This is a genomic window from Pelosinus propionicus DSM 13327, from assembly GCF_900114615.1.
Taxonomy (GTDB): domain Bacteria; phylum Bacillota; class Negativicutes; order DSM-13327; family DSM-13327; genus Pelosinus; species Pelosinus propionicus.
Map to the genome: position 1 here is coordinate 84,429 of NZ_FOTS01000007.1, position 16,509 is coordinate 100,937.

The following is a 16,509-nucleotide window of genomic DNA, read 5'->3' on the forward strand; positions in this document are numbered from 1 at the left end:
TAGGAGGAACTTACATGTTTCAGCAAATTATATCTCTCATGGTAAATCTTGCAGAACAGACTGGACTTGCTCAAATTTGGTGGGGAAATATTTTCATGATCGTAGTAGGGGCAATACTCGTCTACTTAGCGCTTTATCGAAAATATGAGCCATTTTTGTTACTGGGAATAGGATTTTCGTGTATTGTTGCAAATGTACCTGGATCGGACTTAACCCAGCCTGGAGGATTGTTTTATTATGCATATCGAGGAGTAGAGCTGGTCATTATACCTCCTTTAATTTTTTTAGGGGTAGGTGCGATGACTGATTTTGGCCCCATGATTGCAAATCCAAGTTTGATGATTCTTGGTGCAGCTGCTCATTTAGGAATTTTTATTGCTCTGATTGGCGCCAAAGCGCTTGGGTTTACATTAGCTGAAGCTGGTGCAATCGGTATAATTGGTGGTGCTGACGGCCCTATGGCAATCTTTGTTACGATGAAACTTGCGCCCCATTTGCTGCCGCAAATTGCTGTCGCGGCCTATTCCTATATGGCATTGATGCCTCTTATTCAACCGCCTATTATGAAGTTGTTGACTTCGCCAGCAGAGCGGCAGATTGTTATGGTGCAAAGTCGCAAGGTAAGTCGCCTGGAGAAAATCTGCTTTCCTTTCGTTATGGCAATTATCGTGAATCTTCTCCTGCCGCCAGTTGCTCCATTGATCACGATGCTCATGCTAGGCAATATGCTGCGAGAAGTGCTATTGGTTGACCGTTTGGCAAGTACGGCAGCTAATGATTTAATGAATGTCATTACTATTACTTTAACAGTAGCTGTTGGGTCAACGATGGAGGCAGATAAGTTTTTAAATATAAAAACTCTGCAAATTATTGTTCTTGGATTAATTGCCTTTATTGGAGGGACTGCTTCAGGGGTAATTGGTGCTAAAATTATGAATTGGTTCAGCGGTGGAAAGATTAATCCGCTGATCGGTTCGGCGGGCATTGCTTCTGTACCCATTGCAGCACGGGTGTCGCACGTAGTAGGGTTACAAGAAAACCCTTACAATTTTTTAATCATGCATGCAATGGGGCCTAATCTTGCAGGTGTTTTTGGTACGGCGATATCCGGCGGCATCATGTTGGCGCTTATTGGAGTTAAATAAGGGAAGGTTTCTTAAATAAAAGGCGGGTGAAAAGCATAAATACAACAGCATTTGTTTTGGCATTGGTGGTAACGTTAGGCTACTATTTCTTTTCTGCATATCGAGAAAAAAGATAAAGGGAGTGGTATAGATGATGTGGCTGGTTTTTGCTATTTTTATAATCTGTGTGATTGCAGTATTGCGGAAAAATAGGTCACAACAAGAAGTTGCCATGCAGGTGGATCATAAGCAGTATGGAAAAGTAGCAGCATCTGCTAGCACTGATGCAGATGTTGAAGATGAATATATCATTGCCGCTATTACAGCAGCCATTCATGAATTTACTGAATCAGAAGAATTTGAGGTGGTGAGGATTCGGTTGACTGCGCAAAATTGGATACTAACAGGTCGGCAAAATTTACTTATAAATCGTTAGAAAGGAATAGAACCTATAAGTATTGGAGGAAAATCCATGACAAACTATACGATATTGGTGAATGGCAGATCCTATGATGTTACTGTACAGAAAAAGAAGACGCTTGCTGACACGCCCATAAGCACTGGTAAAACCGTGACTCCTATGGCTGCAGTCCAGCCAAGTTTGTCAGCTGGTGGTGATGGCGAAAAAGTCACAGCGCCAATGCCAGGTAAGATTATTGAAATACATGTACATGAGGGTGAGCGTGTTAAAAAAGGGCAAGCTTTATTGATTATGGAAGCAATGAAAATGCATAATCCGATTCTTGCAGCGAATGATGGTACCATTAGTAAGTTATTTGTCAAAGTGAATGAATCAGTGCAGAGCGGCCAACCCTTATTATCCATAGGAACGTAATAGTCAGATTACTCGGAGATATTGGGGCAGGGGCGACTTTGTAAAGCACAAAGATGTACAGAGAACACAAAGATGGGTTTATTTCACCCCTTTGTGTTCTCTGTGTTTGTCTCATCCTTTAGACCAGTTGATGGTGTTAGGACAACCGATTATTGATACGCTGATCTGCTTTTTCAAAAAGACGCTTGCGATTAACGACGGCCCGCTGGTGGTGCCCACGGCCTACTTCACCATAATCATCAGAAGCTACGATATCAAATAACAGATTTTCGCCATTAATTTCAATGAGAGTTGATTTTACTCTTAGAGTCATGCCCATGCAAGTAGGAGCATCGTGAGTAAATTCAAATGAGGTTCCTACCGTTGTAAAGCCTTCGGGGAGACGATTTTCTACTGTTGCAATTGATGCATCAATCATTAAAGAAACAAATGCTGGAGTGGCAATTAGAGTCCCTAGTGAGCCTCTGCCATAATGTGTGGCGGTATCGGACTCATCTACTAATTTTTGAACCGTATTATTCATACCTGGTAGTAAGGCGCTTCTCAAGTCGAACATATGAATAGCCTCCCTTTTTACTTGATAGAAAAAGCAATATAACTATATTATATAGAAAACATATTAAAATTCCAATATATGTAAAATGTATACATGTTTTATCATGATGAAATTAAAATTTGGCTGAAGCAAATAACTATTGGGAAAAGAATGATATAATAACAGCAGGATTAAAAAGAAACTACATATATCAAAAAGCATAAGTAGTTTTTTGGCTAGCAAAGTAACTTCCAAGGATATAGGTCGTTTCGTGAAAATATTGTAAGCAATCATCATAAATAAAAAGAATAAGGTGAGGGGATGAAGTGGAAATTGTAATCATCAGCTTACTGGCAGGTTGTTTGTTGGGGGCCAGTAATGTAATTTCTGAAAAATGGATTGGACGTTTGGATCAAATCGTAATGGCAATTGTTTTTGTATTATTAATTGCTGTTGGTATTGGAATTGGCAGCAATCGAGAACTTATAGGAAACTTAACATTGTTGGGCTACAAAGCAATAGTGGTCGCAGGGATAAGTACGATTGGCAGTGTGCTTGCGTTATGGTTTGTTGTATTAAAGGTAGATTTTTTTCAACATCATAAAAAAGAGGAAGAGCAATTATGAGAATGATTGGCTGTATTATGTCAGCGGTTTTAGCAGGCATTGCTCTAGGATGGATGTTACCTTCGGTGAATCCTGAGGTATTGGATCAAGTAATCACCGATGTATTGGCGGTCATGCTGTTTGGTGTAGGAATCAGCATAGGATATAATCGCCGGGAGTTGGTAAAAATAAAAGCAGTTGGCTGGCGTATTGTATTAGTACCTGGAGCGATTGCAGGAGGAAGCCTTTTGGGCGCTTCGATTGGCAGCATGCTTTTAGATATGTCCTTAAAAGAAGTGTTGCTTGTCGGAGCGGGATTTGGCTGGTATAGTTTGTCTAGTGTTCTCATTACGCAGCTGTATAGCGCTGAGTTGGGAGCGATTGCCTTCTTAGCTAATGTTTTTCGAGAATTAATGGCTTTTGTCCTAATTCCTTTTTTAGCAATTCATATTGGGAAGATTGTAGCGATTGCTCCTGGCGGTGCGACAACCATGGATTCTACCCTGCCGATTATTGCTAAAATGACGGATACACCCACAGCAATGATTGCCTTCGTGAGTGGTCTAATATTAACAACAATGGTACCATTTCTGATCCCCTTATTAGTGGCGATTTCTTAGTTTGAGAGTGTCTTTTACGTAATGATAAAATTAAAAAGGTTCTGGTAGAAGGGGAAATAGTATGAACTTTACTATCTATTATTATTCAGCTACAGGCAATTCGTTGCACGCAGCAAAATCCCTTGGAAGACAGCTGCACAATTGTAGGCTTTTATCTATGCCAAGTTTTAGAGGTGCAGAAGAAGTAAAGATTGATACGGATGGAGTCGGTTTTGTTTTTCCAACACATTATTTTGGTTTGCCGCCGCTTGTAATAGAATTTATTAAGAAATTGAACCTGGATAAGATGAAATACTCTTTTGCAGCTGCAACTTGTGGAAGCCGTTATATTACTAGTGTATTACATCAGCTGGATTTGTTATTAAGGCAAAAGAATAAGGGTCTGGATGCTGGATTTCATATAGAAATGATTTCAAGTTATATACCACTATCTGATATTCCTCCAGCAGAAAAAGTAAAAAAGAGGCTGGAGCAAGCAGATCTAAAGATACAAAAAATTGCAGAAGTTATAAAGAAACAGCAAACAGGCAGAGACTCCGAGTATCTTTGGCCGGCTTCCCGGGCTATTAACAATCATTGGAGGGAAAAACGTCTTTCACATGCCCCGGGGAAGTTCTCCGTTTCGGAATCCTGTATCTCTTGTGGATGCTGTGAAAAGATTTGTCCTGTCAATAATATTCAAATGAACGGTAAGAAGCCCCAATGGAGTAACAATTGTCAAGAATGCTTATCTTGTTTACACTTTTGTCCAACCCAAAGTATTGAGTTTGGTATGCGTACAGCCGGAAGAAAACGATATCATCATCCTAAAATAGTAAGTTCTGAGATAATTGGATATAAAGAACACTAAATTTGTTTTATAAAAGAGCTGTTCTGGAATCGGTGATTCTAGAGCAGCTCTTTTATATTACTCATAGAACAAAAAAATCATGCAATAAATAGAATGTTATTTCGTCATTTATAATAATGGTACAATAGGAAAGAGGAAGCATGATGCTATAAATTGTCATTAGGTTGGGGGAATTCAAATGCTATGTATAAGCAAGAACAAGATGTAGTCGAGATCATTAGTAAAGAGCAGAAGAATTTCTTGCAATATATTCGACGCAGAATAAAAAATATTTCAGATATGGATGCAGAAGATATTGTAGCGGATGTAGTCTTTAATGTATATAACAAAGTCGATATTCAATACCATATAGAAAATATTCTTGCATATATGTATCGCTCGATAAAAAATAAGATGATTGATTATCTTCGACAGCCTTCTAGAGCAATTTCGCTGTATCAATCCGATGAAGTTTCAGGGAGATCAATAGTAGAGTTTATCGTAGATAGGAGTGCTGATATTGAAACAAAGATGCTGCAAGAGGAATTGCGAAACCAGTTGTATGGAGCACTCATGAAACTTGATCGCAAGCAGCGTGAAGTGTGGATTGCCACTGAAATAGAAGGCTATACATATAAAGAACTAGCTGCTAAATGGGGAGAGCCGATTGGAACATTGTTATCTCGGAAAAGCCGAGCAACAAAAATACTGCGAAAGTTACTTAAAAATAATGTATAAGGAGGAATCAATATGCAAGCAGATAATAATCCATGTATAGCAGGGGGGAAACTGCTCGTAATTCATGTTTTCGCAGGTATCATCATGGCTTTTGCTTTTGGCCTTATTTTTGGATATTTTGTCATGCTACTATGGAATTTTCTAATGCCTGACATTTTTGGCTTAAAAGCAATAAACTTTTGGCAGGGTAGTGGTTTGGTGATCCTGTGTCGCCTGCTTTTTGGCACCTGTGGTTATGGAAAACATGGGGACCAGGCCAAAAAATATAAAAAAACGCTAAAAAAAGAACAGCATCAGCTATGGTGGGAGAATGAGGGAAGGGAGGCTTTTGAAAAATATTTGGAAAAGGAAAATTAAAATGTAAGCCTGTAATGGAGCAAGAAGCAAAAAAGAATGAGGCGTTAAAATGTCATATGGGGTACTATTTATAAACTGTGCCTTTGTATTATATACAGTTGGAGTTTGGAGTGAGAAGATACAAGGCAATTTAAAACGAGGACATTTAGTTCTTTTCTGGTTGGGAATTGTATGTGATGTTCTAGGCACAGCAGCCATGGGAGAAATTGCTAAAGGGCATGTTGCTGGTATGATACCCATAACCAGTGAATTTCATAGTTTGACTGGTATAATAGCACTGCTTCTCATGCTAGTACATACATGCTGGGCAACGGTCATTATCGCAGCTCATAAAGAAAGCTGGATTCGAAAATTTCATCGCTATAGTTTAATGGTCTGGCTGATTTGGCTGCTGCCCTTTATCAGTGGGGCAATTGTCCATTTTCCATAAATAAGCCAGCAGCCAAAGGGATGGTATAGTAAAAACGCTTTGGATTCATACTAAAGTGGATTGTATTGGCAAAGAAGGTATATAGTGAAAAGGAGTCGATCGTAATGAATATTTATGAGTTTGAATTGAAATCCATTGAAGGTAAAAAAGTAGCCTTAACCGATTATCATGGCAGAGTTCTCATAATTGTCAATACTGCCAGTAAATGTGGATTTACGCCTCAATATGAAGAGTTGCAGGCACTTTATCAAAAATACCAAGAGCAAGGTCTGGTTATCTTAGGCTTTCCCAGCAACCAATTTGCAGAACAAGAGCCAGGAAGTAATGCAGAGGTACAAAACTTCTGTCAGATTAATTATGGTGTAACCTTTCCGCTCTTTGAGAAAATAGATGTTCGAGGCGAAGGGGCTCATCCTTTATTTCGCTATTTGACACAAAAGGCGCCCTTTAAAGGGTTTGATCTGAATCATCCTATTGGAGAACGATTGCAGGGCATATTACAAGAAAAATTTCCTGAAATTCTGGCAGGGAATGATATTAAATGGAACTTCACCAAATTCCTCATTGACCGCCAGGGGAATGTTGCAGGACGTTATGAGCCAACAACTGCGCCTTTGAGTATGGAAAAGGACATTGAGAAGTTATTATAATAACACTGCATATAGTAAAGACGATTTAATTGCCGAGAGCACAGAGGAGACAGAGGCACATTGTGCCTCTGTTGATCGGCTTTCTTTACAGCCTTAGTATCTTTGCATTTGAAATGTTTTATTTTAAGCTCTTCCATTGTTACTCTTGCAGGAAAATGTCTTTGAATGGTAAATAAAACATAAATAGCGATTGTGGATTACTTGTCCAAGAGTCTATGATCATGAGAATAAGGAGGATACTATGGAAAAATCAAAGGTTTATTTTACAAATATGCGAGCAACTAGTAAGATGAATTTGCTGCAAAAGTTAGAGCGGTTAGTAAAGAGCGCTGGGATTGAGCAAATTGATTTCAAAGGCAAATTTAGTGCGATTAAAATCCATTTTGGTGAGCCTGGCAATCTTGCATATCTTAGACCCAATTACTCCAAAGTGATTGCAGATGTAATCAAAAGTTTAGGCGGCAGGGTATTTCTTACGGACTGTAATACCTTATACGTTGGAAGGCGTAAGGATGCTCTTGAGCACTTAGATGCAGCATATGAAAATGGCTATAACCCTTTCACTACAGGCTGTCAAATTATTATAGGAGATGGTTTGAAGGGCACAGATGAGTCCTATGTACCTGTTCCTGTTGGAGAATATGTGAAGGAAGCAAAAATTGGGCGCGCTGTCATGGATGCGGACATCATTATTAGTCTCAATCATTTTAAAGGGCATGAACTTACTGGATTTGGCGGTGCATTAAAAAATCTTGGTATGGGCTGTGGCTCAAGGGCAGGAAAAATGGAAATGCATAGTGAAGGCAAGCCGAGCGTTCGTACGAAAAGCTGCGTAGGCTGTGGTGCTTGTGTAAAAATTTGTGCACATAGCGCCATAAGTCTTATCGATAAAAAGGCCCAAATTGACCATGCCAAATGCGTAGGCTGTGGAAGGTGCATAGGTGTTTGTCATTTTAATGCCGTTGGTGCTGCCTGGGATGAATCCAATGATGTCCTTAATAAGAAAATTGCCGAATACACCTGGGCGATTTTAAATGGCAGACCACATTTTCATATCAGCTTAGTAATTGATGTATCACCAAATTGTGACTGTCATGCTGAAAATGATGTAGCGATCATTCCTGACATTGGCATGTTTGCATCCTTTGATCCTGTAGCCCTTGACATGGCCTGTGCTGATAAAGCAAATGAGGCACCTGTGATCACAAACAGCTACTTAGCTGAACAGCTAAAGAATAAGAGCTCCAACGACAATGATCACTTCCAAGCGGCTCATCCTGAAACCAACTGGATGTCCTGTGTTGATCATGCTGAGAAAATCGGTATTGGTACGAAGCAGTATGAGCTGATTGAAGTTTAAAAAGTAATAAGAACAATCATAGGAACGGCTACTCATGCATAGATGAGTAGCCGTTTTCTAATGCTTGAAAATAGGATGATAAATAAGAAGCACTTCCTAATTTACCGAAATTAGGAAGTGCTATAGGGACTATAGCTTAAAATGAATACCGCCAATGAACCCTTTTGAGATTACGTCGCTCTTAGTGTCATCTTCAAAAGTTAAATCTTTATATTTGGTATCGTGGTAGCCAAGGTTAAAGTCTGTATCTTTAGCTATATGATAGCTTATGCCTATTTCATAACCTCCAAGGTGGTTGCCTGTGCTGAGTACTCCATAGACTTTCGTTTTTGGCGCGATTGGCATATTTGCAGCGATTCCCACAACAAGTCCATCCTTTTGAGATCCGCCAACGGCCTCAGTTTGTGAAATACCCCCAAAAACAGAAACATTAGCAATGGTATCAAATATATTGCTTATGACATTTAGCTGCTGAGCCTTAATTTCATTGCTTCCATTAAGAGGAGATTTTGTCTTGAAATTATTATAGGTATATTGTCCGGCAAAACCAAATCCAACCCCTGCTGTTACACTGTATCCTACATTATATTTTCCGTCGGCTTTTCCACTGTCATTTGTCAGGTCCGGGGCACCTAAATTCATGTCAATTGAGATTTCCCCCAAGGAATAGTTTGGCACAGGACTGGCTGAGCAAAGAGCTGAAGTGGAGATAAATAATAAAAAGACCACAGTAATAATTTTTTTCATAGATAAAACCTCCCTGTTTTTGTGTAAAATGATCTTTTGCATAATTATAAGGTAATTCTAATCGATCTATATATTCTCTGTGTCCTCGGCTTAAGACAGAAACACAAAGCAATTTTATATGGATTATAACAAAAGATTATTTTATTTGTATTTGAAGACTCGATATAAATCGCATATAGTTGCTTTTTGTCGTTTCATAAATAAATAAGAATTGTGACAGAATCGACACATAAGTTACAACTAAATGTAATTTTAGGTTGATATAATTTACAGATCTAAGATTCATTAGGAGGTAACGAATGAATATACAACTGCGGTGCTTTACAGCATTAGTCCCCATTTTCATTTTGACTTTCAGCCAAGCTGCATTTGCAAACCCCATTGAGCTGTCATTGGATGAAGGAATAGCATTGGCTCTGCAAAATAACCATGATATAAAATATGCACAGTCCTCGCGGGAAAAATCGTATTGGGCTGTCGAAGAAGCAAAGAAGAATAAAGGAGTGTCTCTTGACTATAGTCACATAAGTGAAAGGTACAAGACAGCACCTACAGTATTAACTCCCGCATACACCTATACTACTGAATTTGATAATAGCTTATCGCTTAGCCTGCCGATTTACTCGGGTAATAAATTAGAGAATAAAATTGATCAGGCTAAACTGAGCCTTGAAGTGGCGGAAATGGAAATTGATCTAGCGAAACAGCAGCTTAAATTAGATGTGGTTACGGACTATTTTACGGTTTTAGAATATCGCAACGAAGTGCAAGTGAATCAGGACACCGTGAATAACTATGTGGATCATTTGAATTTAGTAAAAACAAAATATGATTTAGGTCTTGTTGCTAAAACGGATATACTATCAAGCCAAGTCAATTTGGCAACGGCTCAAAATAGTCTAGTTAAAGCGCAAAATAATTACAATAATGCGATGGCTGCACTTAATAATGCAATAGGGCTATCCCATGACACGGAGTTAAAATTAAAAGACAGCTTTCAATATGAAAAGTATTCCAAAACCCTTGAGGAATGTATTGAATATGCTAAAAACCACCGTTTGGAGCTAGCACAAAGTGATGCAAATATCGCCAGTGCCCAATATGACGTTAAAATTGCTAAAAGCGGTTATCTGCCTACAGTTGATCTGGCAGCTACGGAGGATTGGAATGATACACATCTTCCGGGTGCAAAAAATAATAATTGGACGCTGAAAATGACAGCTTCTTTCAATGTATTTGATTCCGGATTAACCAATTCCAAAGTGAAGCAGGCACAACATAATGTGGATATGGTAGAAGATAAGGCGAAAACAGAACGGGATACTATCTTGTTGAGTGTTCGCCAGTATTATCTCAGTATGTATGAAGCTGAAAAACGGATTGAGACAAGTAAAGTCTCGGTAGACCAAGCGGAGGAAAGTCTTATGATCCAAAAAGTTCGTTATGATGTGGGAGTTGGTACTAATCTTGACCTTCTTGATGCAGTATTATCGTTAGATTCCGCTAAGAAAGATCATATCCAGGCTTTATATGACTATAATACCAATAAAGCAAAGTTAGAGCAGGCTATGGGGATTCCCATAAAATAAAACACCAATGTCGTTATTAGGAGGAATCGTTAGTGAACAGTAAATATTCAACTAGAAGATATGCGGCGGTCATAATTTCGGCGATTTTAGTAGGTGCTGCGATTGTACATTCAGGATGGTTTTCAAAGACACAAACCACCCAAGCTTCACAAGCAGTAGCAGTAAAAGCAACGAAAGTCGTTCAACGTGATACTCCGATTCAGTATGAATTCGTAGGACAAGTAAAATCGAAAGATGAAATTAAAATTATGTCTAAAGTTTCTGGTAACATTGTAGCGAAAATGGTCAATGGCGGAGATTTAGTTTATAAGGGGCAGCCATTGTTTCAGATTGATGACAAGCAGTATCGATCAGCTATAAATTCTGCTAGAGCAACCCTAAACAAATCAAAAGTGACCCTTCGTAATTCCCAAAAAGATGTGGAGAGATATCAGAAACTAGCTAGTGTAAACGGTATTGCGCAGCAAACCGTAGATGCGAATGTATCGCAAGCAGAAGAAGATGCTGCTACTGTTGAGGTGAATCAGGCCAATTTGCAGCAGGCTGAGCAGGATTCACAAGATACGATAATCGTCTCACCTGTTGATGGACGAATTGACGTCAACGACGTAAGTAACGGATATTATGTAGTGGCCGGGTCCACTACTATGGCGACCGTATCATCAATGGACCCTATTTGGGTGCAATTTAGTATGAGTGAGAATGAATACTTAAACTTTGCTCAGCAAGGGAATGGTACGCTGCCGAGTAATTTTAAGGACAATCTTAAACTTACCCTTAGTAATGGCGCAGAATATCCCCTAATTGGTCATATCGAGCAAATCGATAAGGGCGTAAGTGATACCACAGGGACAATTACACTAAAAGCAGCTTTTAGTAACCCGCAAAAGCTTCTTTTGCCTGGAATGTTTGCCCGGGTGTCAGCCCAAGGAGATGTTCGTCAGGGAGCGTTGCTAATTCCCCAGCGGGCAGTAAAAGAATTATTGGAAAATACATTTGTTACGGTAGTGACAAAAGACAACAAAGCCGAAAGCCGCAGCGTCAAGATGGGAAATAAGGTTGGCAACATGTGGATCGTAGAAGAAGGACTTACGGTTGATGATTGTATTGTTGTAGAAGGTATCGACAAGGTTAAGCAAGGAACAACATTAAAAGTAACTATGATAGAACCGGAGGATTTACAGACTCCGGCGAAGCAATAAGGGGGAGATTTCAATGGCTAAATTTTTTATTGATCGCCCTATTTTTGCTATCGTTTTATCAATTATCATAACAATAATAGGCGTAACTGCTGCTTTCAGCCTACCTGTGGCGCAGTATCCGCAGATCTCGCCGCCAACAGTAAGCATTAGCACAAGTTATCAAGGGGCAAATGCTGATGTTGTAGATCAAACGGTAGCACAGGTAATTGAGCAGCAAGTAAATGGCGTAGAAGGTATGTCCTCCATGTCTTCCACCAGTACAGACTCAGGTTCCTACTCCTTAACGGTTCAGTTTGAATCTGGAAAAGATTCTGACACTGCAGCCGTGCAGACGCAAAATCGTGTATCAGAGGCCAACGCATCATTACCAAGTTCTGTTCAGACAACAGGCATTACAACTCGAAAAGCGTCTCAAGATATGTCCATGATTTTTAATCTCTATTCCCCAGATGATACCTATGATGTAAATTTTTTAAAGAACTATGGAAGTATCTACTTTCTTGATGATATCAAACGGGTCAAAGGTGTCGGCGATGTGTCGGCATTTGGTTCCGATTATAGTATGCGAATATGGCTGCAGCCTGAAAAAATGGCGGAACTGGCAATTTCTACAAGTGAAGTGACATCGGCTATTGAAAAACAAAATGTGCAGGCTGCTGCTGGTTCTCTTGGAAAAATGCCGGTAGCATCCGATCAGGAGTTCCAGTATACGGCTCGCGTAAAGGGACGTCTTAGTACTGCTAAAGAGTTTGAAAATATTATTATTCGATCCAATTCCGATGGCTCAGCGGTTCATATCAAAGATGTAGCTAGAGTTGAGTTCGGCAGCAAAGAGTACACCTATGACAGTCTGATTAATGGTCACCAAAGTGCCGGGTTTGCAATTCAGCTTACCAGTGATGCAAACGCCTTAGAAACAATCGGAAATGTAAAAAAGGTTTTGGAAGAAGCGTCTAAAAATTTCCCTGTGGGGATGCAATACAAAATAGTCGTTGATAATACCAATTTTGTACGGCAATCAATGATAGAAGTTGGAAAAACCTTTGCCGAAGCATTGCTGCTGGTAATCATTGTTGTATTCCTTTTTTTGCAGAGCTGGCGTGCCACTTTGATTCCTACATTGGCAATTCCTGTATCCCTGCTGGGAACATTCGGAGCTTTTAGTGCCTTAGGCTTTACGATCAATACATTGACCTTATTTGCCATGGTGCTTGCCATCGGGCTTGTAGTGGATGATGCGATTGTTGTAATTGAGGCAGTTGAGCATCACATGCGATATTCAGGACTAACTCCTTTAGAAGCTACGAGGCGGGCGATGAGCGAAGTTTCCGGCCCGGTAGTTGCCATAGCCTTTGTCTTAGCATCTGTATTTATTCCAGTCGCTTTTTTTGGCGGAATGATGGGAATTCTATATAAACAGTTTGCTATAACCATTGCCGTATCCATGGCTCTATCTGCTGTTGTTGCGTTGTCTCTTACACCGGCACTTTGCGTACTGCTATTGAAACCCTATGACCCCAATAGTCATAAAGGGGCTGTGGGCAGATTTTTTGATGAATTTAATAACTGCTTTGATAAGGCAATTGAAAAATATGGAGCAGGCTTAACAAAAATCATTGCTAAAGCACGATTGTGTATGGTTCTATTGTTGGTTGTATTTATATTGATTGGCGTATTGTATAAGCTGGTTCCTACTTCTTTTGTGCCTGATGAAGATCAAGGATTCTATATGACCTCTCTTACTTTGCCAGAAGCATCCAGCTTAAATCGTACGATTAATGCAATGAAAGGCTTAACCCAAACCGTGTCCTCACAAGGAGGAGTTGTAAATGTGATGTCCTTATCCGGAATGGACATGTTAGGCGGAGGAACGAAGCCAAATGCAGGTGCAATGTTTATCTCATTGGCCCCCTGGGAAGAAAGAAAAGATGCGCAATTACAAGTGAAAGCGGAAATTGCACAAACCTTCATGAGCGGAGCTCAATTGCCAGAAGGAACTGTAATTTCGTTTGCTCCTCCTGCTCTTCCAGGACTTGGGATGGTGGGCGGATATAGCTTTATGCTGGAAGATCGAAGCGGAGGTTCATTGGATGATTTAGACAGTATAGCACAGAAATTTATTGCTGCAGCACAGCAGCGTCCTGAAATTGGGTCAATTGCGTCTAACTTCAAAGCCAATACACCAGGGTATGAATTTGAAGTAGACCGGGCGAAAGCTGAAAAAATGGGTGTAGACGTTGATGATGTTTTTACCACTTTACAGATATTCCTCGGTGGATCACAGGTAAATGATTTCAATAAGTTTGGACGTACTTACAAGGTCTCCGTACAGGCAGATGCCGCATTTCGCAGTGATGTTAACGCCATGAGATATTTGTTTGTAAAGAGTTCAAACGACACAATGGTACCGTTAAATACCTTGGTAAAACCAAAAAAAGTAAGCGCTCCATCGGTCATTACAAGATACAATGGTGTTAAGGCAGTTAAAATTAGCGGCAGCCAGGCGGTAGGATATAGTTCGGGTCAAGCAATGACGGCCTTGGAAGAAGTGGCTGCTGAAGTATTACCTGAAGGTTATACCTATGAATGGTCAGGTCAAAGCCGAGAAGAAAAACTCTCTGGTGATCGGGCCCCCATCGTTTTTGGCATGGCAATCGTATTTGCATTTTTGTGTTTAGCTGCACTTTATGAAAGCTGGAGTGTTCCCTTTGCAGTGCTGCTTACTGTTCCTGTAGGAATATTTGGTGCGTTTCTATTTCAGTATGTACGTAATTTAGAAAATAGCGTGTATATGCAGATTGGGCTAGTCATGCTCATTGGTTTGGCAGCAAAGAATGCAATATTAATTGTTGAATTTGCTAAAGTCAGAGTTGATAAAGGCATGCATCCCGTACAGGCTGCCATAGAATCAGCTAAGATCCGTCTGCGTCCGATTCTGATGACATCATTAGCGTTTATTATTGGCTGCTTTCCTTTAGCAATTGCTACGGGAGCTGGTGCTGGCGCTAGAAATTCTATGGGGACGGCAGTTGTTGGAGGTATGTTTACCGCTACAACTCTTGGGATTTTTTTAATCCCTGTACTGTTCGTAGTGGTAGAAAAGATTACAGGAAAAGGGCATAAAAACGAGGAAAAACCAAAGGCTATGTAGAACTTTGATACTATTGCTGTAAGGCAATGATAGCACTGCAATCAGCAACTAAATCAAAGCTGGAGGATTCCTTTCCATGAACATTGCATTTTTTCTGATTCCCAAAAATGAAGTTGTTTATCTGCCAGTAAATAGTACGATGCGGCAGGCTCTTGAGAAAATGGAATATCATCGCTATACGGCTGTTCCTCTCATTGATGAGGACGGTAAATATGCTGGGACGATTACCGAGGGTGATTTACTTTGGAAGATGAAAAATACACCAGGCTTAACCTTCGCTGATACAGAGCAGGTTATGATAGACGAAATTCCTTGGAGGATGATTAATAATCCGGTGCGTGTAAATGCTGAAATTGAAGGATTACTTTCTTTAGCTATCGTACAAAATTTTGTTCCAGTTGTGGATGACAGTGGAATTTTTATCGGGATTATTCGCCGAAGAGAGATTATTGAGCATTATGCAAAACAATGTTCGAGAAAACCAGATGCTATATAAATCATATAGTAGCAGCAAAAAAACGAGGGCGGCGTAAAAGCCGCACCTCGTTCTTGTGTTTTTAATTGGAGACCATTCTAACCATTTATTTATTTTCTGTAGCTCTGTGGTTCAATTATTTACAAAGCAAGATTGACGATAGTTCTGCCTTGAAGTTTTCCCTGTAGGATTAAGTCGATTTTTTGATTTAAGCCTTCTAATGATACTTCTTCGACATTTTGTTCTAATTGAAAAGGTTTCCATTCATTTGCGAGTAAAGACCAGAGTTCCAAACGCAAATCCATAGGGCACATTACCGAATCTACTCCATATAGAGTGATGCCTCTTAAGATAAATGGATATACAGAGGTTAATAGCTCGGGAGAGGCTACATTTCCGCAGCACGTTACACTACCGCCATAGTTTGTGGATTTTAGTGCAGTGGCTAACATGTTTCCGCCAACGGTATCGATGACACCAGCCCAAGTTCCTTTTAATAGGATTCTTCCTGATTGATCATTAAGCTCTTCTCTTAAGATAATATCTTTGGCGCCGATTTCTAATAACATCTCTTTAGCTTCTGCTTTACCAGTAGCTGCAATGACGCTATAGCCAAGCTTATGTAAGATACTCACTGCAATACTGCCTACACCGCCAGTTGCTCCCGTTACGAGAATATTACCTGCACTGGGTTTGATACCGCCCTGTATCATTTTATAGACGGAAAGCGCAGCCGTAAAGCCAGCAGTGCCGTAGATCATACTTTCTCGTAATGAAAGATTCTCAGGCAACTTAACCACCCAGTCAGCAGGAACTCTAATATACTGTCCATAGCCGCCAGATGTATTCATGCCTAAATCATAACCTGTGACCAGAACATGATCGCCAGCATGGTAATTTTCGCTCGTACTTTCCACAACAATTCCTGCAGCATCGATACCTGGAATATGAGGATATTTCCTTGTGACGCCTTTATTGCCCGAAGCAGATAAAGCATCCTTATAATTTAAAGAAGAATATTTTACCTGGATTAAAACATCTCCTTCTGGAAGGGCGACAAGCTCTCTATTGACAATTTCTCTTGAAAATGTAGCATCTGTATTCTCTGTTACCAACATGGCTTTAAAGTGGGTTGTAGACATTGGTTCACTTTCCTTTCTTAATTTATAAAGTGTGTTAAAAACATTATAACAGATAATAGTTTTGTGTCAAACTATATCGAATTTTAAAGAATATTTCATATTGACATGGGATTTTACGTA

General features: G+C 39.8%; 18 protein-coding genes. 15 read left to right on the top strand and 3 right to left on the bottom strand.

Annotated features, from left to right (window positions below; translation table 11 throughout):
* The first annotated feature begins 14 nt into the window (after nucleotides 1–14).
* The 3 genes from BMZ99_RS05240 to BMZ99_RS05250 all read left to right on the top strand — a co-directional run bounded on the left by BMZ99_RS05240 (nucleotide 15) and on the right by BMZ99_RS05250 (nucleotide 1,959).
* Entirely contained in the window at nucleotides 15–1,145 is a 1,131-nt protein-coding gene (locus BMZ99_RS05240; RefSeq protein ID WP_090933645.1) for a sodium ion-translocating decarboxylase subunit beta, read from the top strand.
* Nucleotides 1,146–1,275: 130 nt separating this feature from the next.
* On the top strand, nucleotides 1,276–1,560 hold the full coding sequence (locus BMZ99_RS05245; protein WP_090933647.1) for a hypothetical protein: 285 nt from the start codon (nucleotides 1,276–1,278) through the stop codon (nucleotides 1,558–1,560).
* Between the two features lie 36 nt (nucleotides 1,561–1,596).
* On the top strand, nucleotides 1,597–1,959 hold the full coding sequence (locus BMZ99_RS05250) for a biotin/lipoyl-containing protein (protein ID WP_090933649.1): 363 nt from the start codon (nucleotides 1,597–1,599) through the stop codon (nucleotides 1,957–1,959).
* A gap of 136 nt (nucleotides 1,960–2,095) precedes the next feature.
* Here BMZ99_RS05250 and BMZ99_RS05255 read toward each other — a convergent pair whose 3' ends face one another.
* On the bottom strand, nucleotides 2,096–2,515 hold the full coding sequence (locus tag BMZ99_RS05255; protein ID WP_090933651.1) for a thioesterase family protein: 420 nt from the start codon (nucleotides 2,513–2,515) through the stop codon (nucleotides 2,096–2,098).
* Nucleotides 2,516–2,820: 305 nt separating this feature from the next.
* Between BMZ99_RS05255 and BMZ99_RS05260 the strand changes: the two genes are divergently transcribed.
* The 8 genes from BMZ99_RS05260 (at nucleotide 2,821) to BMZ99_RS05295 (ending at nucleotide 8,083) form a co-directional block, all read left to right on the top strand.
* Nucleotides 2,821–3,120, top strand: a complete 300-nt coding sequence (locus BMZ99_RS05260; protein ID WP_090933653.1) for a LysO family transporter — start codon at nucleotides 2,821–2,823, stop codon at nucleotides 3,118–3,120.
* Nucleotides 3,117–3,719: a lysine exporter LysO family protein gene (locus tag BMZ99_RS05265; RefSeq protein WP_090933655.1), complete on the top strand. Its 603-nt coding sequence runs from the start codon at nucleotides 3,117–3,119 to the stop codon at nucleotides 3,717–3,719. The genes BMZ99_RS05260 and BMZ99_RS05265 overlap by 4 nt, the downstream gene beginning before the upstream one ends.
* 61 nt (nucleotides 3,720–3,780) lie before the next feature.
* On the top strand, nucleotides 3,781–4,569 hold the full coding sequence (locus BMZ99_RS05270) for an EFR1 family ferrodoxin (RefSeq protein WP_090933657.1): 789 nt from the start codon (nucleotides 3,781–3,783) through the stop codon (nucleotides 4,567–4,569).
* A 183-nt stretch (nucleotides 4,570–4,752) separates the two neighbouring features.
* The gene (locus BMZ99_RS05275) at nucleotides 4,753–5,286 is read left to right on the top strand and encodes an RNA polymerase sigma factor (RefSeq protein ID WP_090933659.1); all 534 of its coding nucleotides are present in this window, start codon (nucleotides 4,753–4,755) and stop codon (nucleotides 5,284–5,286) included.
* A 12-nt stretch (nucleotides 5,287–5,298) separates the two neighbouring features.
* Entirely contained in the window at nucleotides 5,299–5,643 is a 345-nt protein-coding gene (locus tag BMZ99_RS05280; protein ID WP_090933661.1) for a hypothetical protein, read from the top strand.
* A 49-nt stretch (nucleotides 5,644–5,692) separates the two neighbouring features.
* Nucleotides 5,693–6,073 carry an HsmA family protein gene (locus BMZ99_RS05285; protein WP_090933663.1) on the top strand — a complete coding sequence of 127 codons (381 nt, stop codon included), beginning with the start codon at nucleotides 5,693–5,695 and terminating at the stop codon, nucleotides 6,071–6,073.
* Nucleotides 6,074–6,177: 104 nt separating this feature from the next.
* A complete protein-coding gene (locus BMZ99_RS05290) occupies nucleotides 6,178–6,723 on the top strand; it encodes a glutathione peroxidase (RefSeq protein WP_090933665.1) in 546 nt (181 codons plus the stop codon).
* Between the two features lie 241 nt (nucleotides 6,724–6,964).
* Nucleotides 6,965–8,083, top strand: a complete 1,119-nt coding sequence (locus BMZ99_RS05295) for a DUF362 domain-containing protein (protein ID WP_090933667.1) — start codon at nucleotides 6,965–6,967, stop codon at nucleotides 8,081–8,083.
* Nucleotides 8,084–8,212: 129 nt separating this feature from the next.
* On the opposite strand, the gene BMZ99_RS05300 is transcribed toward BMZ99_RS05295, so the two are convergent.
* Nucleotides 8,213–8,830, bottom strand: coding sequence for an outer membrane beta-barrel protein (locus BMZ99_RS05300; protein ID WP_090933669.1), 618 nt, complete (start codon nucleotides 8,828–8,830; stop codon nucleotides 8,213–8,215).
* 299 nt (nucleotides 8,831–9,129) lie between these two features.
* On the opposite strand from BMZ99_RS05300, the gene BMZ99_RS05305 reads away from it, so the two are divergent.
* From BMZ99_RS05305 to BMZ99_RS05320, 4 genes are all read left to right on the top strand, one after another.
* A complete protein-coding gene (locus BMZ99_RS05305; protein ID WP_090933671.1) occupies nucleotides 9,130–10,419 on the top strand; it encodes a TolC family protein in 1,290 nt (429 codons plus the stop codon).
* A gap of 32 nt (nucleotides 10,420–10,451) precedes the next feature.
* Nucleotides 10,452–11,621: an efflux RND transporter periplasmic adaptor subunit gene (locus BMZ99_RS05310; protein ID WP_090933673.1), complete on the top strand. Its 1,170-nt coding sequence runs from the start codon at nucleotides 10,452–10,454 to the stop codon at nucleotides 11,619–11,621.
* A 13-nt stretch (nucleotides 11,622–11,634) separates the two neighbouring features.
* Nucleotides 11,635–14,772 (top strand): efflux RND transporter permease subunit, encoded by a 3,138-nt coding sequence (locus tag BMZ99_RS05315; protein WP_090933675.1) that lies wholly within the window; start codon nucleotides 11,635–11,637, stop codon nucleotides 14,770–14,772.
* Nucleotides 14,773–14,848: 76 nt separating this feature from the next.
* Entirely contained in the window at nucleotides 14,849–15,268 is a 420-nt protein-coding gene (locus tag BMZ99_RS05320; RefSeq protein WP_090933676.1) for a CBS domain-containing protein, read from the top strand.
* Nucleotides 15,269–15,387: 119 nt separating this feature from the next.
* Here BMZ99_RS05320 and BMZ99_RS05325 read toward each other — a convergent pair whose 3' ends face one another.
* On the bottom strand, nucleotides 15,388–16,389 hold the full coding sequence (locus tag BMZ99_RS05325; protein WP_090933678.1) for a YhdH/YhfP family quinone oxidoreductase: 1,002 nt from the start codon (nucleotides 16,387–16,389) through the stop codon (nucleotides 15,388–15,390).
* Between the last annotated feature and the right edge of the window lie 120 nt (nucleotides 16,390–16,509).